Source organism: Streptomyces sp. RKND-216 (assembly GCF_004795255.1).
Taxonomy (GTDB): Bacteria; Actinomycetota; Actinomycetes; order Streptomycetales; family Streptomycetaceae; genus Streptomyces; species Streptomyces hazeniae.
In genome coordinates, this window is the sequence record NZ_SSBQ01000002.1 from 5422772 (window position 1) to 5447910 (window position 25139).

Below are 25139 nucleotides of genomic sequence, written 5' to 3' on the forward strand. Positions count from 1 at the left end.
CCGCCGCCACCGCCCGCGCCGCGTACCGCACTTGGCGGCGCACCGGCGGCGAAGTGCCGCTTCTCACTCACCCGTGGCCGGTGCGGCAGCCCGCGGCAGGTAGGCTGATGGACCGTTGTGCCGCCCCGGACACGTGAGGATTCGTCCAGCGATGTCCGGTGGGCGCCGGCGGAGACACGTGCCGCAACGAGCGCGCGCTCGTTCTTCCTCCTGGGACGCGGCGGTCATCCGCCGGGTGGGTGAAGAGGGACTACGGATGGGGCGAGGGGTACGCATGACCGACAGCGGCCAGGTCCCCGGCGAGGAACTGCCGGGGTACGCGGACGCACAGCCGGAGCAGCCGCAGCCCACGGCGGCCGTCCACGGCGGATACGCCTACGCCGACCACGACCCGCACGCGGTCCACGACCCGCACGCGGTCCACACCGAGGCGCTCGAGGACGACGAGGACCTGCTGATGCCGGGTGCGCAGAGTGCGTGGAGCGACGGACAGTCCTCCTCGGGTCAGTACGACGTCCAGACCGCCGTGCATCCGCCGCAGCAGGCGGCCGCGCAGCAGAGCCAGCCGCGCCGCCCGCTGCACCTCGGTCCGCCGGTGCCCGAGCAGTCCGGCGCCGTGCGCACGCTCGCCGACCGCGGCCCCAGCTCCCCGCCGTCGGCCCAGCCGTCCGTCCACGTCACGCCGCCCGCGTCGTACCCCGGGCAGCACGCGGCCCCCGCCGCCCCCGGCCCGGAGTACCTGGACGTGGGCTACCCCGGCGGCGAGACGCCGCCGGGCCCCCAGCTCGGCCAGGAGCCCTCCCTTAGCGAGCCCTGGACCGTCGCTCCGTCGCAGGAACCTTTCGCGGCCCCGGCGCAGGAGCCCGCAGCCGGCTACGACGCGGCCGCCGAGCCGCTGCCGGGTCCTGACCTGGCCGCCGAGCCGCTGCCGGGTCCTGACCTGGCCGCCGTGCCGGAGCACCCCGAGCAGCCCGCCCCTGCGGTGGCGGAGCCCTCGGCGCCGGCCGTCGCCGCACCGGAGCACCCCGTCGTCGCATCGGACGTGTCCGAGCAGGACGTGGCCACCGGGGCGGAACAGGCCGGCCGTGCCGGCGCCGAGGGTGCCGCCGCTTCGGCGGCACCCACCGAGACGCAGCATGAAGCCCCTGAGCAGGCTTCGGAGCAGGGCGCCGACGAGCAGTCCGGGCCCGCCGGGACCGTGGCGCCGCACGGCGCCGAGGACGCGGCAGCTCATGCCGGCGCGCCGGCCGACGTGCCGGCGCCGGCGCTGGCCGAGGAACCCGCGCTCGAGCAGGCCGGGTCAGTCGTCCCCCTGCCTCGCGCACACGGGGACGACCTGCCGGACACCCCCGGGCCCGGCCCGGCACCCGGCGCCGACGGTCCCGACTCGGCGGCCGCACACGAGACCGCCATCGCGACGGAGGCGCCCGACGCCCCCGTCGGTGAGGCACCGGTCGACGACGCCGTCGCGGAAGAGCCCGCGGCAGTCCTCGACCCGGCGGCGACCGGTGGCGAAGAACCGCCCGCCGAACAAGTCGACCCGCCCTCCCCGGCGGAACCCGCCGCGGAAGCAGATCCCGAGGTTCCGGCCGACACCGCTCCGCCCATAAGCGAGGACGGCACGGCTTCCGCCGCCGCGCCGTCCGACGGCGGTGCTCCCACCGACGGGCCGACCGTCCAGGAGCTCCCGGCCGAGGCCTCCGAGGCCACGGAGGCCACGGAGGATCCGGCCACCGACCCGGCCCCCGATCCCACCGAGGAGCCGCCCGCCGAGGCCACGCCCGCGGCCGAGCGCGGACCCGCCGCCCCCGGCTACGACGAGGCGGACCGCGAGGCCGTGCACCGCCTCATGCGCGAACGCCGCGACATCCGCAACGGGTTCCGGCCCGACCCGATCCCGCACGAGGTGCTGCTCCGCGTCCTGGAGGCGGCGCACACCGCACCCAGCGTCGGTCACAGCCAGCCCTGGGACTTCGTGGTGATCCGCTCGGAGGAGACCCGTCGGACGATGCACGAACTCGCGCAGCGCCAGCGGGAGGCGTACGCCAGGACGCTGCCCAAGGCGCGCGCCAAGCAGTTCAAGGAACTGAAGATCGAGGCCATCCTCGACACGCCGGTCAACATCGTCGTCACCGCCGATCCCACCCGCGGCGGCCGGCACACCCTCGGGCGCCACACCCAGCCGCAGATGGCGCCCTACTCCTCCGCCCTCGCCGTGGAGAACCTGTGGCTCGCCGCCCGCGCCGAGGGCCTCGGCGTCGGCTGGGTCAGCTTCTTCGACGAGCGCGAGATGGTCCGTACCCTCGACCTGCCCGAGCACCTCGACGTCGTCGCCTACCTGTGCATCGGCTACGTCGACGAGTTCCCGGCGGAACCCGAGCTGATGCAGGCCGGCTGGTCCAAGCGCCGCCCGCTGTCCTGGGTCGTGCACGAGGAGTCCTACGGCCGCCGCGCCCTGCCCGGAGCCGAACCACACGACCTGCTCGCCGAGACGCTCCAGAAGATCCGCCCCCTGGACGCCAAGGCGCTCGGCGAAGCGTGGGAACGCCAGAAGCGGATGACCAAGCCCGCCGGCGCGCTGGGCATGCTGGAGATCATCTCCGCGCAGCTCTGCGGGCTGTCCCGGCAGTGCCCGCCGCCCGTGCCCGAGCCCGCCGCCGTCGCCGTCTTCGCGGGCGACCACGGTGTGCACGCCCAGGGCGTCACCCCCTGGCCGCAGGAGGTGACGGCGCAGATGGTCGCCAACTTCCTCGGTGGCGGCGCCGTCTGCAACGCCTTCGCCAGTCAGGTCGGTGCCGAGGTCTGCGTCGTCGACGTGGGCGTGGCGGCCGAACTCCCCGCCTCGCCCGGCCTGCTGCCGCGGAAGGTCCGCCCCGGGACCGCCGACATGACACAGGGGCCCGCCCTCACCCACGAGGAGGTGCTGCGCGCCCTCGAGGTCGGCATCGAGACCGCCCGCGACCTCGTCGCCGCCGGCAACAAGGCGCTGGTCACCGGCGAGATGGGCATCGCCAACACCACGGCCTCCGCAGCCCTGATCGCCGCCTGCACCGGTGCCGACCCCGCCGACGTCACCGGACGCGGCACGGGCATCGACGACGAGACGCACACCCGGAAGATCGACGTCGTCCGGCGGGCGCTCGCGCTGCACCAGCCCGACCCGGCCGACCCGATCGGCATGCTCGCCGCCGTCGGCGGACTCGAACACGCCGCGCTGACCGGAATGATCCTGGGCGGCGCCTCGCTGCGCACCCCGGTCGTCCTGGACGGCGTCAGCGCCGGAGCCGCCGCCCTGGTCGCCCGGCAGATCGCACCCGAGGCCCTCGCCGCCTGCATCGCCGGTCACCGCAGCGCCGAACCCGGGCACGTCGCCGCACTCACCAAGCTGGGCCTGCGCCCACTGATCGACCTCGACCTGCGCCTCGGCGAGGGCACCGGAGCGCTGCTCGCCCTCCCCATGGTGCAGAGCGCCGCCCGCGCCATGCACGAGGTCGCCACGTTCGACTCGGCGGGGGTCACCGAGAAGAACTGACCCCTCCGACGGGTCCGGACCGCCGCACCTCTCCGGCGCCCGGACCCGTCGGCGAGTGATCCGCGGTACAGCACCCCGAGCCGCCCCGCCATAAGCTGTGTCCCACGCGTTCCCGCAGGCCGGGACCGTCCGGCCGGGCGAGCACCGCCGGGAGCGCGCGGCACCGCCCGACCGCACCTCACCCGCCGCTCCGACGTCGCAGCGGCACCGCGCCACCCCGCAAGGAGAGCCGCACGCGATGCCCGACACCCCCGCCTACCCCGTCGGCCTGCGCCTGGCCGGACGCCGCGTCGTGGTCCTCGGCGGCGGCACCGTCACCCAGCGCCGCCTCCCCGCGCTGGTCGTGGCGGGCGCGGACATCACCGTGATCTCGCCCTCCGTCACTCCCTCCGTCGAAGCCATGGCGGAAGCCGGCGAGATCACCTGGGAGCGGCGCCGCTACCGCGAAGGCGACCTCGCCGACGCCTGGTACGCGCTCATCGCCACCGACGACGATGCCGCCAACACCCGCGCCTCCGCCGAGGCCGAGGCCCACCGTGTGTGGGCCGTGCGCAGCGACGACGCCGAGGCCGCCACCGCCTGGACGCCCGCCACAGGACGCACCTCCGGTGTCACCGTCGCCGTCCTCACCGGTCGCGACCCGCGCCGCTCCGCCGCGCTGCGCGACGCCATCGTCGACGGCCTCCGGGACGGCAGCCTCGGCGCGCCGCACCGCCGCGCCCGTTCCGGCGGCGTCGCCCTCGTCGGCGGCGGCCCGGGCGACCCCGACCTCATCACCGTGCGCGGCCGCCGCCTCCTCGCCGAGGCGGACGTCGTCGTCGCCGACCGCCTCGGCCCGCGCGACCTGCTCGACGAACTCCCGCCGCACGTCGAGGTCATCGACGCCGCGAAGATCCCCTACGGCCGCGCCATGGCGCAGCAGGCCATCAACGACGCCCTCGTCGCACACGCCCGCGCCGGCCGCTTCGTCGTCCGGCTCAAGGGGGGCGACCCCTACGTCTTCGGCCGCGGCATGGAGGAGGTGCAGCAGCTCACCCGCGAAGGCATCCCGGTCACGGTGGTGCCGGGCATCTCCAGCTCCGTCAGCGTCCCTGCGGCCGTCGGCATCCCCGTCACCCACCGGGGCGTCGCCCACGAGTTCACCGTCGCCAGCGGCCACGTCGCCCCCGACGACCCGCAGTCCCTCGTCGACTGGGAGGCCCTCGCGCGGCTGCGCGGCACCCTCGTGCTGCTCATGGCCGTCGAGAAGATCGGCGCCATCGCCGCCACCCTCGTCCGGCACGGCCGCGCCCCGGGCACGCCCGTCGCCGTCGTCCAGGAAGGCACCATGGCCGCCGAACGGCGCGTCGACGCCACACTGGAGACCGTGGCCGGCGTGATCGAGGCCGAGGGAGTACGGCCCCCCGCCGTCATCGTCGTCGGCCCGGTGGTCGGCGTCGGCGCGGAGGACTGACCGGCCGATGCCCGAACCTCTCACCCTCACCCGCGCCGACGACCCCCGTCTGCACGACTACACCTCCCTCACCGACGTCGAACTGCGGCGCCGCCGCGAACCCGCCGAGGGCCTCTTCATCGCCGAGGGCGAGAAGGTCGTCCGCCGCGCCCTGCAGACCGGCTACCGCATGCGGTCGATGCTGCTGACGCCCAAGTGGGCCGACGCGATGGCCGACGTCATCACCGCCGCGACCGCCCCCGTGTACGTCGTCAGCCCCGAACTGGCCGAACGGGTCACCGGCTACCACGTGCACCGCGGCGCCCTCGCCTCCATGGAACGCAGACCGCTTCCCGCACCGGACCGGCTCCTCGACGGCGCGCAGCGCGTCGCCGTGATGGAGGCCGTGAACGACCACACCAACATCGGTGCGATCTTCCGCAGCGCTGCGGCCCTGGGCATGGACGCGGTGCTGCTGTCGCCGTCCTGCGCGGACCCGCTGTACCGGCGCTCGGTGAAGGTCTCGATGGGCGCGGTCTTCTCCGTCCCCTACGCCCGCCTCGACGCCTGGCCGCAAGGTCTCGACACGGTGCGCGCCGCCGGGTTCGAGGTGCTCGCCCTCACCCCCGGTGGCAGCGCGGAGCCGCTCGGCGAGGTCGCCTCCGTACGGACCGGCGCGCGGGTCGCGCTGCTGCTCGGCGCCGAGGGCGACGGCCTCACACAGCGCGCCCAGCGTGCCGCGGACCGGCGCGTGCGCATCCCCATGGCGGCCGGCGTGGACTCCCTCAACGTCGCCGCGGCCGCCGCCGTGGCCTTCTACGCGGTGGCCTCCGGCTCCCCCGGGTGACACCGTCGCGGCCGCCCGGTCGGGTCATCCGCTTGACCCTCACGCGGCGTGATGCCGCATCGTCGTCGGCATGGAGGAACACCTGACCGTGGGCCGCGTGGCCGAGCTGGCCGGCGTGAGCGTCCGCACGCTGCATCACTACGACGAAATCGGTCTCGTGCCGCCGTCCGCGCGGACCGCGACCGGGTACCGGGCCTACTCGGCGGGCGACGTGGAGCGGCTGCGGGAGGTGCTCGGCTACCGGCGGCTGGGCTTCGGCCTGCGGGAGATCGCGGACCTGGTGGACGCCCCGACCACCGACGCGGTCGCCCGCCTGCGCCGACTGCGCGGCCTGCTGCAGGAGCAGCGCGACCGTCTGGCCGCCACGGTGGCGGCCATCGACGAGGAGCTGGAGGCACGAGCGATGGGGATCCGGACGAAGCCGGAGGATCAACTGACAGTGTTCGGCGCGCAGTTGTACGAATCCATCGGGTCCGCCTACCCGGCGACGCGGCGCACGGAGCGGCGGATCGCCGTGAGGATCTGGGATGCGCTCGGAGAAGCCCGTACGGTCCTGAATGTCGGGGCCGGCACCGGCTCCTACGAGCCCCCGGACCGCGAGGTCACAGCGGTGGAACCGTCGGCGGTGATGCGGGCGCAGCGCCCCCCGGGTGCGGCGCCGTGCGTGGCCGCCGGAGCGGAACGCCTGCCTTTCGCCGATCAGTCGTTCGACGCCGCGATGGCGGTCAGCACCGTTCACCACTGGGCGGACCCGATCGCCGGGCTGCGCGAGATGCGGCGAGTGGCCCGGCGCGTGGTGGTGTTCACCTACGACGCCGGCTCGCCGGGCCGACTCGACCGGTTCTGGCTGACCCGCGATTACCTGCCCGAGTTCGCCGGCCTTCTCGTCGGCTGGCCCTCACTGGCCGACATGACCCGCGCGATCGGGGGCCGCGCCCAGCCGGTGCTGATCCCGTGGGACTGTGCCGACGGCTTCTTCGAGGCCCACTGGCGCAGGCCCGAGGCGTACCTGGAGGACCCTGTGCGCCGTGCGGTATCGGTATGGACCAGGGTCGGGCCTCAGGCTGAGCAGCGGGCGGTGGACAGCCTCCGCGACGACCTCTCCTCGGGCCGCTGGGCCGCACGTCACCGGGACCTCGTCTCCCTCGACGCGGCAGAGCTGGGCCTGCGCCTGCTCGTGGCCTGAGCCCGTGCGCCGGCACGGCACGAGTCGCCCCACGGCTTCACCGGCCACCCCACGGCCATGGCCGGGACGCCGCCGTGCGCGTGGCGGGGGGATCAGCGGGGCGCGGTGGCCGGGGCGGGCCGGGGAGCGCCCAGCGCGTCGAGGGAGCTCTCGCAGCCCTGGGCCGCCGCGATGCCCAGAGCGACCAGCAGCGTCACCGTGACGAAGACGAAGATCCGCTGCCGCAGCAGCCGCCGGTCGGGTCCGCCGCCGCGGGCCGCTGGTGCGGGCCGGCCGCCCGAGCGGCCGGCGGTGGCCGGCTTCCGCGCCGGGCCGCCGCGCTGCGCGGACGGCCGCTGCGCCGGACGCCGTGCCCCCGTGCGCGGCGACGCACCGGTGCGCGACGCCGGACCGCCCCCGTCGTGCTCGGTGCGCTGCCGCGCGTACTCCTCCGCCCGGGACCCCGTCGGCCGGCGCTGAGCGCGCCCCACCGCGGTCGGCTCCGCCGGCACGGCGGCGTCCGGCAGACCGCGGGCCTCGCGGGCGGCGATTTCCTTGAGCCGCAGCGAGAGCTGCAACGTGCTCGGCCGCTCCTCGGGGTTCTTCACCAGGCACGCCTCGATGAGCGGGGCGAGCGCCGCGTGCACCCCGTCCAGGTGCGGTTCCTCGTGGACGACGCGGTAGAGCATGACCTCCGAACTGCCCTGGCCGAAGGGGGAGTCCGCGGTTGCGGCGTAGGCGAGCGTCGCACCGAGCGAGAACACGTCGGTGGCCGGGGTCACCGCCGCGCCCCGTACCTGCTCGGGAGCGAGAAAACCGGGCGAGCCGACGGCCGTACCCACGTGGGTGAGGGTGCTCGCTCCCGTGGCCCACGCGATGCCGAAGTCGATGATGCGCGGGCCCTTGGGGGACAGCAGGATGTTGGACGGCTTCACGTCGCGGTGCACGACCCCCGCTTCGTGTACGGCGACCAGCCCTTCCGCGAGGGCGGCGCCGACGGATGCGACCTGCGAGGCGGGCAGTGGGCCCTCCTCGGTCACCTTGTCGTGGAGGGAGGGGCCGGGCACGTACTGCGTGGCGAACCACGGACGCCCGGCGTCCAGGTCCGCGGCGACCAGCCGGGCCGTGCATCCCCCGCGGATCCGTCGCGCGGCAGACACCTCCCGGGCGAACCGGGACCGGAACTCCTGGTCCTCGGCCAGGTCGGGCCGGATGACCTTCAGTGCCACGCGCTGGCCCCGCTTGTCCGACCCCAGGTAGACGACGCCCATTCCGCCGGCCCCCAGCCGCCGGTGCAGCCGGAACGAGCCGACGACTCGCGGGTCCTCGCGCCGGAGCCGCATCATCGCCATAGTCGTTCCCCTACCTCCGGTGGGAGACCCCAACCGCCGCCGTCCTGCTGACGAGGACAGCTTACGGACTACGGGCGCCCGGCAACGAGAGGCGGCACACGTGCCGTCAGACTCCGTGTCAGTACGGGCCGGTGGCCTTCTCCGCCGTTCCCTGGCCCGGCCGAGCCGTCCCCCGCGGCCGCCCTGCGTCCCAACTGCCGCGCGCATGACTTCTTCTGACAGGTCGTCGTCTTGGCATCGCGCGACTCCGGTGTCTCCGTACCGCCGGGCCCTCCGCCCTCCCGGTGGCCTTGATCCGCCGCTTCCGTGAGCGAAGTCACCGACGGCGACGCTCCCCCGGCAGCAGGAGGTGACCCGCACGTCCTGGCCCTGCCCCTCCGGGAGACCCCCGACCTGGCGCGACGCGTCTCCACCCAGGGGAGTAGTCCACCGCCTGCGCCGTCATCCTGCGGGAGGCCCCGCAGTCGGTACGCGGGCATGACGCACCCGCTCCCTCCCGCGCCTAGTGTGGTTTTCCTGCGGCGGGCGAACGTACTCGTCCCCCGAGGTCAGACGCCCGCCGCCCCGAACCGGACAGGAGCTGGAGCCATGGCGCACACAGCAGGGCGTACGGCGTCCCGGGTGCAGGGACGACTGGCGGCGGCGACGTCCGCCTTCGGCGCCCGCCGCGGCGGCCGCCGGCATCCCGTTGCCGCCGCCGTCATGGTCCTTCCGATGGCCCTGCTCCTCGCCGTCGTCTTCGGCGGCGTGGAGGCGGTCGTCACCCAGGCGTCGTCCGTGGCCGGAATACTGGGGCGCTGAGGCGCCCCGGGGCTCGGGAGAGCGGCCCGAGCCGGGGACAGCCGGCCATCAGCCCCGTGGGGACGGGGGTGCGGCGGACGGCAGATGAGCCCGGGCAGCTGGGGAGCTGCCCGGGCTCCACGCCGTCCAGGCCCGTGCCGTCCGTCGCGGCCGCCGCGTACGATCCGTGCGCATGCAGCAGCACGCCCCGTCTCCTCCGCCGTCCCGCCCGTCGCCGGCCGCGGAGCTCGCCGCCCTTCTGCCCCCGCCGCGCCGGGAGCCCGTGCTGCTCGCCGACCGCCCCGACGGCACGGTCGTCCGTGCCGGGGGAGCGGTGGCGAAGGCCCACGCGCCCGACGTGGACCCGTCCGCGCTCGCCGTACGGCTGCGGGTCGCCGCCGACCCCGCCCTGCGCGGCGTCCTGCTGCCGCCGCTGTGCCCGGCACCGGTCGGCCTGCTCCACGACGGGCGTCCGGCCACGGCCTGGCCGTACGGCGTCCCCGTCGACCCGGCCGATCCGGAGGCGGCGCCGTGGGAGGAGGCCGGGACGCTTCTTGCCCGGCTGCACACCGCGCCGCACGACGAGATCGCCCGCCGTCACGGTCCGCTGCCGCCGATGCGCGGCCCCCTCAAGGCGGCGGCCGCCGTGACGCGGATGCGCGCCGCCCAGGCGGCTGATGCCGCGCCCGCTGCTCCGGTCGCGCCCGTCGGCGGGACGACGGGCCGCGCCGCACCGGAGGATGCGCACGCCTCGCTGGACGCCGCGCGCCACGCGGTGGAAGGCGCCTGGGCGCGGTTGCCCGCCTGGTGCCGCGCGGAGGCCGCGCCGCCCCCGGGTCGGCCCCGGGCGCTGTGCCACGGCGACTTCCACCTCGGTCAACTCGTCCGCCACCCCCCGCCGGAGGGCCGGTGGCAGCTCATCGACATCGACGACCTCGGGCTCGGAGACCCCGCCTGGGACCTGGCACGGCCCGCCGCCTGGTTCGCCGCCGGGCTGTTGCCGCCCGCCGCCTGGGAGCGGCTGCTCTTGGGCTACCTCGCCGTCCGCCGCCCGCCGGTGGACGACCTGTGGGACTGGCTCGACGAGCCCGCGCGGGCTCTCACGGTGCAGACCGCGGCGGTCGCCGTGGCCAAGGCGACACCGGAGGTGCGGGCCCTCGACGTGGACGAGCGCGCGCTCGTCGAGGCTTGTTGCAGAATCGTCGAACTCCCCTGCCCCGCCCGGCCGTAGGCTGGGGGATCCAGTGAAACGACAGGCGAGGAGTTGACGCAGACGATGCAGTGTCCCAAGTGTCGTGCGCCGATGCAGACCTACAACCGCAACGGCGTGCAGATCGAGCAGTGCAGCGGATGCCGGGGGATCTTCCTCGACTACGGGGAGCTCGAGGCGCTGAGTCGCTTCGAGTCGCAGTGGTCGGGCCAGGCGCCGCCGCCGGCGCCGCCCGCCGCCCCCGTACCGCAGTCCTACCCGGCCGCACCCGCCTGGGGCGCTCCGCACCACGGCCATCGCGGACACGGCCACCGCGGCTTCGGCAGGATGCTCTTCTCCTCCTGACGCCCCGGAACGACGACAGCCCCCGGCCGAAAAGCCGAGGGCTGTCATGACGCGTGGACGATACTGGGATCGAACCAGTGACCTCTTCCGTGTCAGGGAAGCGCTCTCCCGCTGAGCTAATCGTCCGGGACATGCGTGCGCGATACTGGGATTGAACCAGTGACCTCTTCCGTGTCAGGGAAGCGCTCTCCCGCTGAGCTAATCGCGCGGGACCGTCACCCCCACCGCCCGCGAGGGCGGCGGAGTGCAGGACCAGTGGACGATACTGGGATTGAACCAGTGACCTCTTCCGTGTCAGGGAAGCGCTCTCCCGCTGAGCTAATCGTCCGAGGTGGAGACGGGATTTGAACCCGTGTAGACGGCTTTGCAGGCCGTTGCCTCGCCTCTCGGCCACTCCACCATGACGGGGACGCAGGGCCCCATCCGAGCGGACGACGAGATTCGAACTCGCGACCCTCACCTTGGCAAGGTGATGCTCTACCAACTGAGCCACGTCCGCGTGGGTCTCCACCAGGCCGCGCGCCCGGAAGCCACCCGCCTCCGGCCCACTTCCGCGACCCGGCGACGTGGTGAACTCTATCGGATTCCGGGCCAGGCTCAAATTCCGTTTGCGCAGCGTGGCCGCTCAGGCGCGCCTCCTACACTCGTACGCGTGCACGATCTGCCGCCTCTCGCCCGCTTCGGCGGTCTCCTCGCCACGGACCTGCGCGAGGTCACCGGTGACCCCGAGGCCCTCGACTCCCGGGGCTGGTGGGCCGTCGTCGCGGACTTCGAGGGCGGGCTGACCTGTGCCCGCTTCGGTGACGTCCGGTCCGATCCGGCCCGTTCCCGGCGCCCGCACCACGCCCGCTGGCGGGGGCCCGCCCCCGGGGACTGGACCAGCTCCCTGGACCGCGCCGGCTACACCGCGGGCGTCCGCCGTATCCGCGAGCACATCGCCGCCGGCGACGTCTACCAGGCCAACCTCTGCCGCATCCTGACTGCCCCGCTCCCCGACCCGCGGCTCGAAGCATCCGACGTCGACGCCTTCGGCGCGCTCCTCGCTGCCGGGAACCCGGCGCCGTACGCGGGCACCGTCCGCCTCCCCGCCCACGGCGTCGAGGTCGCCACCGCCTCCCCGGAGCTCTACCTGCGGCGCGAGGGGGACACGGTCACCTCCGGCCCGATCAAGGGAACCGGCCGCACCGCCGCCGACCTGCTGGAGAAGGACCACGCCGAGAACGTGATGATCGTCGACCTGGTCCGCAACGACCTCGGCCGGGTCTGCGCCACCGGTTCGGTGACCGTCCCCGACCTGTGTGCGGTAGAAGCGCACCCCGGGCTCGTCCACCTGGTCTCCACCGTTCGCGGCCGGATCGCCGACGCCGGTGACGGCCGCACCTGGGCCCGGCTCCTGGACGGCACCTTCCCGGCCGGCTCGGTCACCGGCGCCCCCAAGCGCAGCGCGCTGGACGTCATCCGCTCGCTGGAGACCGCGCCGCGCGGCCCGTACTGCGGCGGCGTCGGGTGGGTCGACGCCGACCGGGGAACGGGTGAACTCGCCGTCGGGATACGTACGTTCTGGATCGACCGTGCCCACCCGGCCGGGCCCGTGCTGCGTTTCGGCACCGGGGCCGGCATCACCTGGGACTCCGCCCCGGAGCGGGAATGGGCGGAGACCGAGCTCAAGGCATCCCGGCTGCTCGCGGTAGCGTCGGGTACAGGCCCGGCGGAGCCCGTACCGGGCAACCGGCAGGAGGAGAGGACCACCACGTGAGGATCTGGCTCGACGGCTCCCTGCGGGAGGTCGACGACGCACGCGTCTCCGTGTTCGACCACGGCCTGACCGTCGGCGACGGCGTCTTCGAGACGGTCAAGGCCACCGACGGCGTCCCCTTCGCCCTCACCCGCCACCTCGACCGGCTCGCCGTCTCCGCCCGAGGCATGGGCCTGCCCGCACCCGACCTGGACGAGGTCCGCCGTGCCTGTGCGGCCGTACTCGACGGCAATCCGATGCCGCTCGGCCGCCTGCGTATCACCTACACCGGCGGACACTCGCCGCTCGGCTCCGACCGCGGTGACGCCGGCCCCACCCTGGTCGTCGCGCTCGGCGAGGCCGCACGCCGGCCGGACACCACGGCCGTCGTCACCGTCCCCTGGACGCGCAACGAGCACGGCGCCCTGGCCGGCCTCAAGACCACGTCCTACGGTGAGAACGTCATCGCCCTCGCCCGTGCCCGGCAGGACGGCGCCACCGAGGCGCTGTTCGCCAACACCGCCGGCCGGCTGTGCGAGGGGACCGGTTCGAACGTCTTCGTCGTCCTGGACGGCGAACTGCACACCCCGCCGCTCACCTCCGGCTGCCTGGCGGGCATCACCCGCGCCCTGGTCGCCGAGTGGTCCGGCGCCCGCGAGACCGACCTCCCGATGGACGTCCTGGACCGCGCCGACGAGATCTTTTTGACCTCCTCACTGCGCGATGTGCAGGCCGTCCACCGCGTCGGGCCCCGCGCCCTGGGCGCCGCCCCCGGGCCGGTCACCGCCAAGGCCATGCGGCTCTTCGAGGAGCGCTCCGCCGCCGTCCCGGAGCCGTGAGCAGGTGACCACCACCCTCCGCCCCGCAGGCCCGGAGGAGCCCGGCGACGTCGCGTCCCCGGGCACCTCCCGCAGCCGCCGCTACGACATCTGCGTCAACGGGCGCCGGGCCGGCGGCCTCCACGTCACCGCGGCCGACGAGCACGGGCTGCGCACCGGCCGCATCGCCGCGATCGAGGTGGACGAGCCAGACCGGCACCGGGGCCGCGCGACCGTGGCCGCCCTGGCCGCCGAGGAACTCCTGCGCGGCTGGGGCTGCGTACGCCTCGCCCTCGCCGTCCCGGCCGCCGCACAGCCCGCACTGCGGCTGGCGGCAGCCCTCGGCTACACCGAGCTGGCTCGCCACCTGCTCACGGAGCTCCACCCGCACGGCCCGCCGGCCGTCCCGCCCGACGGCGTCCGCCTGCGGCCGATGACGGACGACCACTTCCGGGAGTGGAGCGCGCGCGACCTGACCCAGCTCGCCGCGGCGCTGACCGCCGACGGCGCCGCACCGGAACGCGCCGCGCTGGACGCCGAACGCGCCCAGCGCGCCCTGCTGCCGGACGGTCCCGACACGCCGGGGATGTCCTTCCACCAGCTGCTACACGAAGACAGCGCGGTCGGAGTCCTCTGGCTGCGTCTCGATGGGGCACCACGCCCGGACGCCGACGCCTGGGTGTACGCGGTCGAGGTCGACGCGGAGCAACGCGGCCGTGGCCACGGCCGCACCCTGATGCGGGCCGCCGAGGACGTGTGCCGCGAGGCGGGCGCGCGGGTACTCGGCCTGAACGTGCACAGCGGCAACACCCCGGCCCGCAAGCTGTACGCATCCCTCGGCTACCGGCCCGTGGAACACCACCTGGCCAAGCCGCTGCTGTGACCGGCCGGAGCCGGCCCGGGCCAGTGGCTCACGACCGGGCGCGTCCGAGGAGCCGGTCGGCGATCTCCTCGATGCGCTCCCGCAGGCCCTCCTGGCTCTTTCCGCCGTCCATCCGCTCGCCGTCGATGACGTACGTCGGCGTGCCGGTGACGCCGATCGCCTGCCCCTCCGCCTGGTCGGCGTCCACCACCAGCAGGTGCCGGCCGTCCACCAGGGAGGTCGCGACCTCGTCGGGGTCCACCCCCACCTCGGCGGCCACCTCCAGCAGCAGTTCCTCGCCGCGCCCGCCCAGCTCCTCGGCACGCTCCAGCACGGCCGCCACGAATGTGTCGCCCCTGCCCTGCACGTAGGCCTCCTCCGCCGCCTGAGCCGCCGCGAAGGCGTGCTTGTGCTTCTCCAGCGGGAAGTGCCGCCACCTGATCTCCAGAGCGTCGCCGTACCGCTCGCGCAGGGCACGCAGGTCGTCCTGGGCGCGGCGGCAGTCCGTGCACTGGAGCTCACACCACACGTCGAGCACCGGGGGAATGGCGGGGGAGGAAGCGTTCATGGCGGACAGTCTCGCACCCCGCGGGCGGCGCCCCGGACCCTGACTTCCCCCGGATTCCGCCCCCGGCGTTCCCTGGAGGCATGGCCGCTCGGGCGGTCCGGGGTGCACGATGGAGACATGCTCACCACGACCGTGTGCGCCGCCCTCTCCGCGGCCGGCCTCGCCATCGCCCTCCTCACGGCCTACCGGCGCCGGTTCGCCGCTGCGACGCGCATCGCGGCATTCGCTCTGGTACCGATCGGGCTGGCCATGGCGGGCCTGATCAGCCTCGCCGGGAAGGTGGGCCGGGCTGTCGGCGGCTGGGCCACCGACCTGGTGCTCGACCCGGAGGTCTGGGCCGGCTTCGGCGTGCTCGCTCTCGCGGTCGTCCTGTACGTGATCGCTCGCGTCGCCGCCGGCCGGGGCTCCGGCCGGGAGCGGCAGCCGTCCCGCCGGGAGCGGCGTGCCACGGCCCGCGCCGAGCGGAAGGGGCTCGGCACGGCGAGTGCCCCGCAGGCGTCCACCGGAGCGCTGGGCACCGCGTCCGGAGCCACAGCTGGTGCACAGGCGGCCGGCCGTGCGGCGGAGCCGGCCACGGCTTCCGGCGAAGCGAGGGGCGGCCGTCCGGCGGGGGGCGAGGACGATTTCTCCGACATCGAGGCCATCCTGAAGAAGCACGGCATCTGACCAACCCGCCGCGGCACCGGGCGTGTTGACCGGCGCCGCGGGGTCCGTCTGCGTCATCATCGGCGCGAGATGCAGCGCACCACCCACGCCCTTCCAGGCGACATCGACGACCCGGGCCGAGCCCTCGCGCCGGCCCCCGCCCCCACTTCGACGCCGGTCCCCGTTCCGCCGTCCGCGGCGCTCCCCGTCCCGCCCGAGGTCGTCGGCCGGGAGCCGGAGGAGGAGGCGCGGGGCTGCCTCTTCGCGCTCTCCCAGCCGCCGCTGATGCTCTTCCTCGCCGTGATCGGCGCGCTGCTGGGCCTGTGCGGGGTGCACGACCTGCTGATCCTGTGACCTCGGCGGGGCCCGGACGCCTTCGGCGCCGTCCGGCGGGTCAGCCGGCGTCCGCGGACTCCCGCTGCCGCGCCCGGTACGCGGCCACGTGCAGCCGGTTCCCGCAGGTACGGCTGTCGCAGTAGCGGCGGGAGCGGTTGCGGGAGAGATCGATGAAGGCCCGCCCGCAGTCCGGGGCCTCGCACCGCCGCAGGCGCTCCCGCTCCCCGGCGACGAGGATGAACGCCAGCGCCATCCCGCCGTCCGCGGCGAGGTGGTCCGCCACGGAGGCGCCGGGCGCGAAGTAGTGCACGTGCCAGTCGTAGCCGTCGTGGTCGGTGAGCTGCGGCGTCGTGCCGGCCTCCGCGACCAGCGCGTTGATCAGCTTCGAGGCGGTGCGGGCGTCGGGCGCCGCGAAGACGCCGGCGAAGCGGTCCCGCACCGAGCGGACCGCCTTGAGGTCGTCCTCTCCGAGCGCGCCGACGTCGCTGACCGCGTTGCGGTCCACATATGCGCGCAGTTCGTCGACGGAGAGCAGACCGTCGGGCGTGTCACCGTCCGGCGCGGTGTTGAGCAGGTCGACGACGTCGTCGAGTGCGCACCGGGTGTCGTGGTTGATCTGCACCGTCGCTCCTGGCCTTCGGCGGGTGTCCGATGCCGCCCGAGCCTAGCCGCTGCCCGGGCGCGACGGCGCCGCCCCCGCGCGGTGCGCGCGGCGGCGGCGCCGTCGGCCGGGCCCGGCCACCGGCCACCGCAGCCGTCGCCCCGAGTCGGACGGCTGCGGCGGACCGGCGGAGTCTCAGCTCTCCGCGAGGATGTGCGAGAGCTCGGTGTCCAGGTCGAAGTGGCGGTGCTCCGTGCCGGGCGGCACAGCGGCGTCGGTCCGTTTGAGAAACGACTCGAGCGCCCGGGCGGGCGCTTCGAGCAGGGCTTCTCCCTCCGGGGAGCTGAGGGCGATGCACACGACTCCTTGACCGTGGCTGCGGGACGGCCAGACGCGGACGTCACCGGTGCCCGTGGGCCTGTGCAGGCCCTCGGCCAGGAGGTCGCGGGCGAAAACCCACTCGACGGTCTCCTCCGCGCCGGTGTGGAAGGTGGCGTGCACGGCGTAGGGATCGGCCGTGTCGTACCGCAGGCCCGCGGGTACAGGCAGTGAGGACTCGCTCGAAACAACGAGGCGCAGGTGCAGCTCGCAGCTGACCGTGGTGTTCATAAGCGCCAGGGCCTTTCGCTCAGTGTGCGCTCGGGGGTTCGCACGTCGGCGCAATCGACATGCCACCTACCGGCCGGTTGTAAACCCCTCTGACCGATTTGTAAGGCTTGAGGTCGTTCGCGTGGCCGATCGGCATTTTCCTCGTACGTCCATTCGGGTGACGTGTGGGTGAGCGGCGTCCGGTAGGTTGGTGCCCATGCGTGTGGAGCAGGATGCTGGGCCCGGGGCGAGGGTCGAGCGGCCGCTGGGCTCCCGTGCCCCGCGCTTCGTCCGCGGGCGCGTCCGCTCCACCTGAGCTGGCAGGTCGGAGTCTTCCTGGTCGGCCTGGCCGTGGTGGTCGCCGGAGTCGTCATGCTGGTGGTTCCGGGGCCGGGCTGGCTCACCGCCTTCGCGGGCATGGCCATCTGGGCGACCGAGTTCGTTTGGCCCAGCTGGTGATGCACTGGGCCCGGAGGAAGCTCCACCAGGGCAGGGAGTGGCTCAAGCACCGCCGGGCGGCACGTGCGGCTCGCGCGCGGTCATGAGCACCCCCTGACATGCGGTAATGTGGGCGCCGCGCCCGGGCGATTAGCTCAGCGGGAGAGCGCTTCGTTCACACCGAAGAGGTCACTGGTTCGAACCCAGTATCGCCCACAGTCGAGGCCGGGTGGCCGGAATGGAAGGTTCCGGCCACCCGGCTTTTTTCTGCCGTCCCCAGGTCCCGGAGGGTGCCGTGACGAGACCCTGGCACCGCTTCCGTTTCCGCAGCTCCTGGCGCCGCCTGCCGGCCCCGCCCGCCCGGATCTACGCCGAGCTGCAGCGGGTCGAGGACTACCCGGTCTGGTGGCCGCAGACCCGGGCGGCGTCACCGGCGGTCGCGGTCCGTAACAGGGAGACGGCCGAGATCCGCCTTCGCTCCTTCCTGCCGCTGGAGCACCGCGTCACACTGCGGGCCGAACGACGGGAGCCGCACCCGCCCGGACCGGACGGCGGTGACCTGGCCGTGGCCATGGACGGGGACATGCGGGGCTGGGTCCGTTGCACGGTGCGCGCTGATTCCGGCGGGGGGAGCCGCGTGGACTTCGAGCAGTACACCGAGGTGGCGACGCCCCTGCTGCGGCTCGTCGCGCTGCCCGCCCGCCCCCTGCTGCGCGCCAACCACGCATGGATGATGCGCGCCGGACGCCGTGGACTCACCGCCCGGCTAAGGGGTTTGGACGAAGGGTGACCAGCGGGGTATGGTGCTGCTCGTGCCGGACGCCGGAGCACCTCCGGGGCCGCACTTCGAGGGCGATTAGCTCAGTGGGAGAGCGCTTCGTTCACACCGAAGAGGTCACTGGTTCGAACCCAGTATCGCCCACCCTCAGCCGAAGGCCGGTCCCGTTGTCCGACGGGCCGGCCTTCTCGCGTGCCGGGACCGCGTACGGCGCCCGGCGGGGTCCTGTGGGGCTTTCGCAGTGCGCCCCCAGCCCTCGGTACGATTCCCGCGGCGGCCGGTGAGCGTTCCGGCGCCGTCACGTCGAGACATTCAGGAGAGACCGGTGACAGACGTCCGTGTGATCATCCGACGCGATTCCGAGCGGGAAGAACGCGTGGTGACCACGGGCACCACGGCCGCCGCGCTCTTCGAGGGCGACCGTACGATCGTCGCCGCCCGCGTCGCCGGCCTGCTGCGCGACCTGACTCACCCCCTCGCCGACGGCGACGAGGTCGAGCCGGTCGTCCTCGGCAGCGACGACGGACTGGACATCCTCCGGCACTCCACCGCGCACGTCATGGCTCAGGCGGTCCAGGAACTCTTCCCGGAGGCCAAGCTCGGCATCGGCCCGCCCATCAAGGACGGCTTCTACTACGACTTCGACGTCGAGCAGCCCTTCCACCCCGACGACCTCAAGCGCATCGAGAAGAAGATGCAGGAGATCGTCAAGCGCGGCCAGCGCTTCTCCCGCCGCGTCACCACCGACGACGACGCCCGCGAGGAGCTGGCCGGCGAGCCGTACAAGCTGGAGCTGATCGGCCTCAAGGGCGCCGCCGCGGACGCCGCCGAGGGCGCCTCCGCCGAAGTCGGCGCCGGCGAGCTGACCATCTACGACAACCTCGACGCCAAGACCGGCGAGCTGTGCTGGAAGGACCTCTGCCGCGGTCCGCACCTGCCCACCACCCGCCTGATCCCCGCCTTCAAACTGATGCGCAGTGCCGCCGCGTACTGGCGGGGGAGCGAGAAGAACAAGCAGCTCCAGCGCATCTACGGCACCGCCTGGCCCACGAAGGACGAGCTCAAGGCCCACCTGGAGTTCCTCGCCGAGGCCGAGAAGCGCGACCACCGCAAACTGGGCGCCGAACTCGACCTGTTCTCCATTCCGGAGGAGCTGGGCAGCGGCCTCGCGGTCTTCCACCCCAAGGGCGGCATCGTCCGCCGCGTGATGGAGGACTACTCGCGCAGGCGGCACGAAGAGGCCGACTACGACTTCGTCAACACCCCGCACATCAGCAAGAAGGGTCTCTTTGAGACCTCCGGCCACCTGCCGAACTACGCCGAGTCGATGTTCCCGCCCATGGAGTTCGAGGGGCAGGACTACTACCTCAAAGCCATGAACTGCCCGATGCACAACCTGGTGTTCCGCTCCCGCGGGCGGTCGTACCGGGAACTGCCGTTGCGCATGTTCGAGTTCGGCACCGTCTACCGGTACGAGAAGTCCGGCGTCGTGCACGGCCTCACCCGCGCCCGGGGCTTCACCCAGGACGACTCCCACATCTACTGCACCAAGGAGCAGATGGCGGACGAACTGGACGGTCTGCTCACCTTCGTGCTGAACCTCCTCCGCGACTACGGTCTCACCGACTTCGAGCTGGAGCTGTCCACCCGCGACGAGTCGGACAAGTTCATGGGCGAGCCGGCGGAGTGGGAGGAGGCCACTGAGGCGCTCCGCCAGGCCGCCGACAAGCAGGGGCTGCCGCTCGTCCCGGACCCCGGCGGCGCCGCCTACTACGGGCCGAAGATCTCGGTGCAGGCCAAGGACGCCATCGGCCGGAGCTGGCAGATGTCCACCATCCAGGTCGACTTCCAGCAGCCCAAGAGGTTCGAGCTGGAGTACACCGCGGCCGACGGCTCCCGACAGACGCCGGTGATGATCCACCGGGCCCTGTTCGGCTCGATTGAGCGGTTCTTCGCCGTCCTGCTGGAGCACTACGCCGGTGCCTTTCCGGCCTGGCTCGCCCCCGTCCAGGCCACCGGCATCCCCATCGGCGACACCCACGTCCCGTACCTGGAGGACTTCGCCGCCGAGGCCAAGCGGCAGGGGCTCCGGGTCGAGGTCGACAGCTCCTCCGACCGGATGCAGAAGAAGATCCGCAACGCGCAGAAGTCGAAGGTCCCCTTCATGATCATCGCCGGTGACGACGACGTCGCCGCCGGCGCCGTCAGCTTCCGCTACCGCGACGGTTCGCAGAAGAACGGCGTGGCCCGCGAGGACGCCCTCGCCGAGCTGCGCGCCGCGGTGGAGCAGCGGGCCTGACCGCAGCGCACCGGCAGGCGTGCCGGGCACACGCACCGATCACGTGAGGGCCCTGGGGCATCCCCCCGGGGCTCTCGCCATATGCTGGCACCCATGAGCAGCGAGCAGCCCGAGCAGCAGATCGGAGTGGGCGCGCCGGACGCGTTCCAGCGCATGTGGACCCCGCACCGCATGGCCTACATCCAGGGGGAGAACAAGCCCAACGGGCCGGGCTCCGGTGACGGCTGCCCGTTCTGCTCGATCCCCTCCAAAAGCGACGAGGACGGGCTGATCGTCGCCCGCGGCGAGCAGGTCTACGCCGTCCTCAACCTGTACCCCTACAACGGCGGTCACCTGATGACCGTCCCCTACCGGCACGTCGCGGACTACACCGGACTCGACCGCGAGGAGACCGCCGAACTCGCCGAGTTCACCAAGCGGGCGATGACCACGCTGCGGAAGGTGTCCGGTGCGCACGGCTTCAACATCGGCATGAATCAGGGATCCGTCGCCGGCGCGGGCATCGCCGCGCACCTGCACCAGCACCTGGTGCCGCGCTGGGGCGGCGACACCAACTTCATGCCGGTCGTCGGCCACACCCGCATCCTTCCGCAGCTCCTCGCCGACACCCGGCGGTTGCTCGCGGAGGCCTGGCCCGGGGCGTGACCGCCGGGCGGGGGGCGGCCTCCGACGGCCACGGCCTCCGCCCGCGCTCAGACGTCGTAGACGTCCGCCCGCTTGGGCTCCACGCCCTGCACCAGGCCGCTGAGAACGTCCGAGCGGGTGCCGAACTGCTGCGTCGCGCAGCCCTTCTCCTCGAGCAGGTGGATCGTCGCCGCGTGCACCGCCCGCAGCACAGGGGTCGCCGCACGCAGCGCGTCGTCCGCCATGAAGCGGTGCCGCCACGGCTTGTCCGCCCAGGTGTGGCGCAGCCCGAACGGCTCCGGCAGCGTGAGCTTGCCGCCGAGGAAGTCCAGCAGCGGCGGGTACCAGGTGAACGGAGCGCGCGCGGCCAGGCGCACCACCTCCTTCGTCTCCACCAGCGGCAGGGTGACCTCCTTGGTCTCCCAGAAGCGCACGCTCTTGGAGACCTCCTTGGTCCGCGCCTTCGGCTTGGTGGTGAACAGCGGGTGCACCGGCCCGAGGGCGTGGCCGGTCACCTCGATCCGCAGCGTGTGGTGCAGCATCGTCACCGTGATCAGCATGGTGATCACCAACTGCCCGTCCCAGAGCACGAACTGCACGCCCAGGTAGTGCCGGTCGCCGCTGCCGAACTGCTGCTGGTCGCAGATCCGCTGGATCTCGAAGTCCTTGATGCGGAACGCCTCGACCTCCTGGCCCTCCCGGCGCTCCACCTCCGTGGCCTTCTCGCCGATGGGCGAGACGACCCAGTGCCGGATCGTCGGCGGGGGGAAGCCGCCGGTGTGCAGGGGGCTGCGCTCCAGCATCCGCAGCCGGTCCTGGATCGCGCGGACCACGTCCCAGCTGCGGAAGGGGTCGATGTCCTTGGCCGGGTCGGACGGCCTCAGCTCCTCCGCGAGCTGCCAGCTTCCCCAGCGGGTCCCCATGCCGAGAATCCCCTTGGGGCCGGCGTAGAAGACCAGATTGCTGGCTTGCTCGGCGCTGAGCTTCCGCAGGGCGAGCCGGATGCGTTCGGCGCCGGCGTCACCCGGGGTGCGTGGCACCGCCTCGGGGATCTTCGCGCCCACGCCACCGCCGGAGAGCAGACCCGCCCAGCGGCCCTGAAGGTCCTTGGCGTAACGCTCGCAGATCCGCTTGGCCCAGAGCCAGCCGAGCACCGGAGCAACCAGCATCGCCCGCAGGTAGAGCGCCCAGAACCCGTCAAGCGGCAGCCGGAGCAGGAAGACCACGGCGAGCACGCCCAGCGCGACCATCGCCGCCACGCCGAACGCGCCGACCCGCTTGTTCTGCGCCCCGGCAAGGGACCGGCGCAGCTGGAAGACCAGCAGCCACAGCAGCACGCCGGGCAGGAACAGCAGCCCGGACACCAGCATGACCACGGTCAGGTGGGCGTCCCGCTCCTTGCGGATGCGGGTGGCCGCCAGGCAGTGCTCGACCACGGCGGCCGGCTCGCTGCCGAACGACTGGATGATCGCCTTCCGTGCGCCCCCGAGCAGCCGGGTCTGCACCGCTCGGGAGAACGCCTCGCCCAGGTTGGGTTCGAAGAGCGACAGCTTCGGCGGCTTCACCTTGGTGTCCGGGTTGGCCGCCAGCAGGTCCTTGACCGGGCGGTCCCGGTAGGCGGCCGAGGCAAGCGCATGCGTGGCGACCGTACCGCCGGAGGAGCCGGTGAGAGGTATCTCCGCCCCGGGGGAGAAGTCGTACCCCGTCGCGCTGGTGCTTTCGCTGCGGTCGTCGAAGCCCGCCACCGTGCCCCCACCCTTGCCGTGTGCTGAAGCGTGCCGGCTCCCGCCGTTCTACCCGGCGCCCGGGCCGTCACACCTGATGTCCGGTCAGCACCCCAGCGTACGGGCCGGGTCGGGGGCGGCGAAGCGGAAACCGTACGGATTCAGCCTTCGTTCGTCTGCTCGGACCGGACGCGGTCGGCGACCTGCTGGGGCATCGGCTCGTGCCGGACGTAGGCGCGGGTGAACCGTCCCGTGCCGTGCGACAGGGACCGCAGGTCCACCGCGTACCGGCCGATCTCGACCTCCGGCGCCTCCGCCCGCACCAGGGTGTGCCCGCCGGCGATCTGCTCGGTGCCCATCACCCGGCCCCGCCGTCCGGAAAGGTCGCTCATCACCTGGCCCACGTAGTCGTCGGCGACCACCACGCGCAGCTCGTAGACGGGCTCCAGCAGATGGATGCGCCCGGCCCCGGCGCACTCGCGCAGCGCCAGCGCGCCCGCAGTCTGGAAGGCCGCGTCAGAGGAGTCCACCGAGTGCGCCTTGCCGTCCAGCAGCGTCACCCGCACGTCCACCAGCGGGTATCCCGCCGTGACACCGCGCGCGGCCTGCGCCCGTACGCCCTTCTCCACCGATGGGATGAACTGCCGCGGCACCGCGCCGCCCACCACCTTGTCGACGAATTCGATGCCCGAACCGCCGGGCAGCGGCTCGACCGTGATCTCGCAGACCGCGAACTGCCCGTGCCCGCCGGACTGCTTCACATGCCGCCCCCGGCCCTGCGACGGCTCCGCGAAGGTCTCCCGTAGCGACACCCGGTAGGGCACCGCGTCGACCTGCACCCCGTAGCGGGCCCGCAGCCGCTCCAGCGCCACGTCCCGGTGCGCCTCGCCCAGGCACCACAGCACCACCTGGCGGGTGTCCGGATTCTGCTCCAGCCGCATCGTCGGGTCCTCGGCGACCAGCCGGGCCAGACCCTGCGACAGCTTGTCCTCGTCCGGCTTGCTGTGCGCCACCACGGCCACCGGTAGCAGCGGGTCGGGCATCACCCACGGCTCCATCAGCAGCGGGTCGCCCTTCGCCGACAGGGTGTCGCCCGTCTCGGCGCGGGTCAGCTTCGCCACGCAGGCCAGGTCGCCGGCGATTGCGTGGCTCAGCCCGCGCTGCTGCTTGCCGAACGGCGCGGACAGCGCGCCCACGCGCTCGTCGACGTCGTGGTCCTCATGCCCCCGGTCCTCCAGGCCGTGCCCGCTCACGTGCACCGTCTCGTCCGGCCGCAGCGTCCCGGAGAACACCCGCACCAGTGACAGCCGGCCCACGTACGGGTCGGAGGAGGTCTTGACCACCTCCGCGGCCAGCGGGCCGTCGGGGTCGCAGGTCAGCGGGGGGCGCGGGGCGCCGCCCGGCGACGTCACGGCCGGCACCGGGTGCTCCTCGGGTGTCGGGAAGCCGCCGGTGACCAGCTCCAGCAGTTCCAGCGTGCCCAGCCCCTGCCGTCCGCCGTCGGTCGCGGGCGCCGCCGCCAGCACGGGATGGAAGGTGCCGCGGGCCACGGCCTTCTCCAGGTCCGCGACGAGCGTCTCGACGTCGACCGGCTCGCCGCCCAGATACCGGTCCATGAGGGACTCGTCCTCGCTCTCCGCGATGATGCCCTCGATCAGTCGGTTCCGCGCCTCGGCGATCAGCGGCAGGTGCTCCGCGTCCGGCTCCCGGTCGGTCCGTTCACCGGAGGAGTAGTCGAAGATCCGCTGCGACAGGAGACCGATCAGCCCCGCCACCGGAGCGTGGCCGTCACGTCCCTCCTCCCCGTGCAGCGGCAGATACAGCGGCAGCACCGCGTCCGGGTCGTCACCGCCGAAGACGCGCCGGCAGACGGCGACCATCTCGTCGAAATCGGCCCTCGCCGCGTCCAGATGGGTGACGACGAGGGCGCGCGGCATGCCCACCGCGGCGCACTCCTCCCACACCATGCGGGTCGACCCGTCCACGCCGTCAGCCGCCGAGACCACGAAGAGGGCCGCGTCCGCCGCACGCAGACCGGCCCTCAGCTCCCCGACGAAGTCCGCGTAGCCGGGGGTGTCCAGCAGGTTGACGCGGATACCGTCCCACTCGACGGGCACCAGCGACAGCTGTACGGACCGCTGCTGCCGGTGCTCGATCTCGTCGTGGTCGGAGACGGTGCCCCCGTCCTCGACTCTGCCCGGCCGTTTCACCGCGCCCGTGGCCTGGGCCAGAGCCTCGACCAGCGTCGTCTTGCCGGAGCCGCTGTGGCCGACCAGGACCACGTTCCTCAGGGAGGAGGGCCGGTCGGCCGCCGTCGCCCTGCCGGCGGCCCCGGGGTGCGTGCTCGCCTTGTCGCCCATGTGTCCCGCCTTCCGGTCGACACCTGCCGGCTGCCTGTCCGCGCCCGGGCCCCGCGAGAGATGCGCGGAAATTCCAGCTTTCCACCGGTATCGGTGGGCG

At 73.6% G+C, this 25139-nt stretch carries 21 protein-coding genes, 7 tRNA genes and 1 pseudogene; 18 read left to right on the top strand and 11 right to left on the bottom strand.

Annotated features, from left to right (window positions below; genetic code table 11):
• Positions 1-274: 274 nt before the first annotated feature.
• The 4 genes from cobT (at position 275) to E4198_RS23925 (ending at position 6997) form a co-directional block, all read left to right on the top strand.
• Positions 275-3532, top strand: coding sequence for a nicotinate-nucleotide--dimethylbenzimidazole phosphoribosyltransferase (cobT, locus tag E4198_RS23910; protein WP_136184978.1), 3258 nt, complete (start codon positions 275-277; stop codon positions 3530-3532).
• Positions 3533-3770: 238 nt separating this feature from the next.
• Positions 3771-4985 carry a uroporphyrinogen-III C-methyltransferase gene (gene cobA / locus E4198_RS23915; RefSeq protein WP_136184979.1) on the top strand — a complete coding sequence of 405 codons (1215 nt, stop codon included), beginning with the start codon at positions 3771-3773 and terminating at the stop codon, positions 4983-4985.
• A 7-nt stretch (positions 4986-4992) separates the two neighbouring features.
• Positions 4993-5811: an RNA methyltransferase gene (locus E4198_RS23920; protein WP_136184980.1), complete on the top strand. Its 819-nt coding sequence runs from the start codon at positions 4993-4995 to the stop codon at positions 5809-5811.
• Positions 5812-5881: 70 nt separating this feature from the next.
• Positions 5882-6997: a MerR family DNA-binding transcriptional regulator gene (locus tag E4198_RS23925; protein WP_136184981.1), complete on the top strand. Its 1116-nt coding sequence runs from the start codon at positions 5882-5884 to the stop codon at positions 6995-6997.
• A 92-nt stretch (positions 6998-7089) separates the two neighbouring features.
• Here E4198_RS23925 and E4198_RS23930 read toward each other — a convergent pair whose 3' ends face one another.
• Positions 7090-8328, bottom strand: coding sequence for a serine/threonine-protein kinase (locus E4198_RS23930; protein ID WP_136184982.1), 1239 nt, complete (start codon positions 8326-8328; stop codon positions 7090-7092).
• 588 nt (positions 8329-8916) lie between these two features.
• Here E4198_RS23930 and E4198_RS23935 point away from each other — a divergent pair.
• The 3 genes from E4198_RS23935 to E4198_RS23945 all read left to right on the top strand — a co-directional run bounded on the left by E4198_RS23935 (position 8917) and on the right by E4198_RS23945 (position 10663).
• Entirely contained in the window at positions 8917-9129 is a 213-nt protein-coding gene (locus E4198_RS23935) for a hypothetical protein (protein WP_136184983.1), read from the top strand.
• A 172-nt stretch (positions 9130-9301) separates the two neighbouring features.
• On the top strand, positions 9302-10339 hold the full coding sequence (locus E4198_RS23940; RefSeq protein ID WP_136184984.1) for a phosphotransferase: 1038 nt from the start codon (positions 9302-9304) through the stop codon (positions 10337-10339).
• A 45-nt stretch (positions 10340-10384) separates the two neighbouring features.
• Positions 10385-10663, top strand: a complete 279-nt coding sequence (locus tag E4198_RS23945; RefSeq protein WP_136184985.1) for a zf-TFIIB domain-containing protein — start codon at positions 10385-10387, stop codon at positions 10661-10663.
• A 54-nt stretch (positions 10664-10717) separates the two neighbouring features.
• Here E4198_RS23945 and E4198_RS23950 read toward each other — a convergent pair.
• The 5 genes from E4198_RS23950 to E4198_RS23970 form a co-directional block, all read right to left on the bottom strand.
• Positions 10718-10789: transfer RNA gene (locus E4198_RS23950), tRNA-Val, on the bottom strand.
• 10 nt (positions 10790-10799) lie between these two features.
• Positions 10800-10871: transfer RNA gene (locus E4198_RS23955), tRNA-Val, on the bottom strand.
• Between the two features lie 48 nt (positions 10872-10919).
• Positions 10920-10991 (bottom strand) — tRNA-Val (locus tag E4198_RS23960).
• A gap of 1 nt (position 10992) precedes the next feature.
• Positions 10993-11063: transfer RNA gene (locus E4198_RS23965), tRNA-Cys, on the bottom strand.
• A 26-nt stretch (positions 11064-11089) separates the two neighbouring features.
• Positions 11090-11162: transfer RNA gene (locus tag E4198_RS23970), tRNA-Gly, on the bottom strand.
• 153 nt (positions 11163-11315) lie between these two features.
• On the opposite strand from E4198_RS23970, the gene E4198_RS23975 reads away from it, so the two are divergent.
• The 3 genes from E4198_RS23975 to E4198_RS23985 are packed head-to-tail and all read left to right on the top strand — an operon-like array spanning position 11316 to position 14099.
• Complete coding sequence (locus E4198_RS23975) at positions 11316-12419, top strand: chorismate-binding protein (RefSeq protein WP_168711496.1); 1104 nt, start codon at positions 11316-11318, stop codon at positions 12417-12419.
• Complete coding sequence (locus tag E4198_RS23980) at positions 12416-13237, top strand: aminodeoxychorismate lyase (RefSeq protein ID WP_136184987.1); 822 nt, start codon at positions 12416-12418, stop codon at positions 13235-13237. The genes E4198_RS23975 and E4198_RS23980 overlap by 4 nt, the downstream gene beginning before the upstream one ends.
• 4 nt (positions 13238-13241) lie before the next feature.
• On the top strand, positions 13242-14099 hold the full coding sequence (locus tag E4198_RS23985; RefSeq protein WP_136184988.1) for a GNAT family N-acetyltransferase: 858 nt from the start codon (positions 13242-13244) through the stop codon (positions 14097-14099).
• A gap of 28 nt (positions 14100-14127) precedes the next feature.
• Here E4198_RS23985 and E4198_RS23990 read toward each other — a convergent pair whose 3' ends face one another.
• Positions 14128-14646, bottom strand: a complete 519-nt coding sequence (locus tag E4198_RS23990; protein WP_136184989.1) for a DsbA family protein — start codon at positions 14644-14646, stop codon at positions 14128-14130.
• 117 nt (positions 14647-14763) lie between these two features.
• Between E4198_RS23990 and E4198_RS23995 the strand changes: the two genes are divergently transcribed.
• Both E4198_RS23995 and E4198_RS24000 read left to right on the top strand, forming a co-directional pair.
• Positions 14764-15312 (top strand): hypothetical protein, encoded by a 549-nt coding sequence (locus tag E4198_RS23995; protein WP_136184990.1) that lies wholly within the window; start codon positions 14764-14766, stop codon positions 15310-15312.
• Between the two features lie 69 nt (positions 15313-15381).
• Entirely contained in the window at positions 15382-15645 is a 264-nt protein-coding gene (locus E4198_RS24000) for a hypothetical protein (RefSeq protein ID WP_136184991.1), read from the top strand.
• 40 nt (positions 15646-15685) lie between these two features.
• Here E4198_RS24000 and E4198_RS24005 read toward each other — a convergent pair whose 3' ends face one another.
• Positions 15686-16249: a CGNR zinc finger domain-containing protein gene (locus E4198_RS24005; protein ID WP_136184992.1), complete on the bottom strand. Its 564-nt coding sequence runs from the start codon at positions 16247-16249 to the stop codon at positions 15686-15688.
• A 174-nt stretch (positions 16250-16423) separates the two neighbouring features.
• Positions 16424-16837, bottom strand: a complete 414-nt coding sequence (locus tag E4198_RS24010) for an SsgA family sporulation/cell division regulator (protein ID WP_003959770.1) — start codon at positions 16835-16837, stop codon at positions 16424-16426.
• 196 nt (positions 16838-17033) lie between these two features.
• Between E4198_RS24010 and E4198_RS24015 the strand changes: the two are divergent.
• The 6 genes and pseudogenes from E4198_RS24015 to E4198_RS24040 form a co-directional block, all read left to right on the top strand.
• Positions 17034-17304, top strand: a pseudogene (locus E4198_RS24015) (TIGR02611 family protein); the annotation flags it as partial.
• Positions 17305-17398: 94 nt separating this feature from the next.
• Positions 17399-17470 (top strand) — tRNA-Val (locus E4198_RS24020).
• Positions 17471-17549: 79 nt separating this feature from the next.
• Positions 17550-18044 carry a polyketide cyclase gene (locus E4198_RS24025; RefSeq protein ID WP_136184993.1) on the top strand — a complete coding sequence of 165 codons (495 nt, stop codon included), beginning with the start codon at positions 17550-17552 and terminating at the stop codon, positions 18042-18044.
• 60 nt (positions 18045-18104) lie between these two features.
• Positions 18105-18176, top strand: a tRNA-Val gene (locus tag E4198_RS24030).
• A gap of 181 nt (positions 18177-18357) precedes the next feature.
• Positions 18358-20331 (top strand): threonine--tRNA ligase, encoded by a 1974-nt coding sequence (thrS, locus tag E4198_RS24035; RefSeq protein WP_136184994.1) that lies wholly within the window; start codon positions 18358-18360, stop codon positions 20329-20331.
• 81 nt (positions 20332-20412) lie between these two features.
• Complete coding sequence (locus E4198_RS24040) at positions 20413-20976, top strand: HIT domain-containing protein (RefSeq protein ID WP_136184995.1); 564 nt, start codon at positions 20413-20415, stop codon at positions 20974-20976.
• Positions 20977-21023: 47 nt separating this feature from the next.
• Here the strand turns inward: E4198_RS24040 and E4198_RS24045 are convergent, their stop codons facing one another.
• Together E4198_RS24045 and E4198_RS24050 are read right to left on the bottom strand one after the other, a co-directional pair.
• On the bottom strand, positions 21024-22700 hold the full coding sequence (locus E4198_RS24045; RefSeq protein ID WP_136184996.1) for a hypothetical protein: 1677 nt from the start codon (positions 22698-22700) through the stop codon (positions 21024-21026).
• A 140-nt stretch (positions 22701-22840) separates the two neighbouring features.
• Complete coding sequence (locus E4198_RS24050; RefSeq protein ID WP_136184997.1) at positions 22841-25039, bottom strand: elongation factor G-like protein EF-G2; 2199 nt, start codon at positions 25037-25039, stop codon at positions 22841-22843.
• Positions 25040-25139: the final 100 nt, after the last annotated feature.

Excerpts from the sequence above, each read along its gene's own strand:
- E4198_RS23935 (WP_136184983.1), top strand. The coding sequence starts at position 8,917 with ATGGCGCACACAGCAGGGCGTACGGCGTCCCGGGTGCAGGGACGACTG.
- E4198_RS24040 (WP_136184995.1), top strand. The coding sequence starts at position 20,413 with ATGCTGGCACCCATGAGCAGCGAGCAGCCCGAGCAGCAGATCGGAGTG.
- cobT (WP_136184978.1), top strand. The coding sequence starts at position 275 with ATGACCGACAGCGGCCAGGTCCCCGGCGAGGAACTGCCGGGGTACGCG.
- E4198_RS24050 (WP_136184997.1), bottom strand. The coding sequence starts at position 25,039 with ATGGGCGACAAGGCGAGCACGCACCCCGGGGCCGCCGGCAGGGCGACG.
- E4198_RS24000 (WP_136184991.1), top strand. The coding sequence starts at position 15,382 with ATGCAGCGCACCACCCACGCCCTTCCAGGCGACATCGACGACCCGGGC.
- E4198_RS23925 (WP_136184981.1), top strand. The coding sequence starts at position 5,882 with ATGGAGGAACACCTGACCGTGGGCCGCGTGGCCGAGCTGGCCGGCGTG.
- E4198_RS23945 (WP_136184985.1), top strand. The coding sequence starts at position 10,385 with ATGCAGTGTCCCAAGTGTCGTGCGCCGATGCAGACCTACAACCGCAAC.
- E4198_RS23930 (WP_136184982.1), bottom strand. The coding sequence starts at position 8,328 with ATGGCGATGATGCGGCTCCGGCGCGAGGACCCGCGAGTCGTCGGCTCG.
- E4198_RS23990 (WP_136184989.1), bottom strand. The coding sequence starts at position 14,646 with ATGAACGCTTCCTCCCCCGCCATTCCCCCGGTGCTCGACGTGTGGTGT.
- E4198_RS23920 (WP_136184980.1), top strand. The coding sequence starts at position 4,993 with ATGCCCGAACCTCTCACCCTCACCCGCGCCGACGACCCCCGTCTGCAC.
- E4198_RS24010 (WP_003959770.1), bottom strand. The coding sequence starts at position 16,837 with ATGAACACCACGGTCAGCTGCGAGCTGCACCTGCGCCTCGTTGTTTCG.
- cobA (WP_136184979.1), top strand. The coding sequence starts at position 3,771 with ATGCCCGACACCCCCGCCTACCCCGTCGGCCTGCGCCTGGCCGGACGC.
- E4198_RS23995 (WP_136184990.1), top strand. The coding sequence starts at position 14,764 with ATGCTCACCACGACCGTGTGCGCCGCCCTCTCCGCGGCCGGCCTCGCC.
- E4198_RS23940 (WP_136184984.1), top strand. The coding sequence starts at position 9,302 with ATGCAGCAGCACGCCCCGTCTCCTCCGCCGTCCCGCCCGTCGCCGGCC.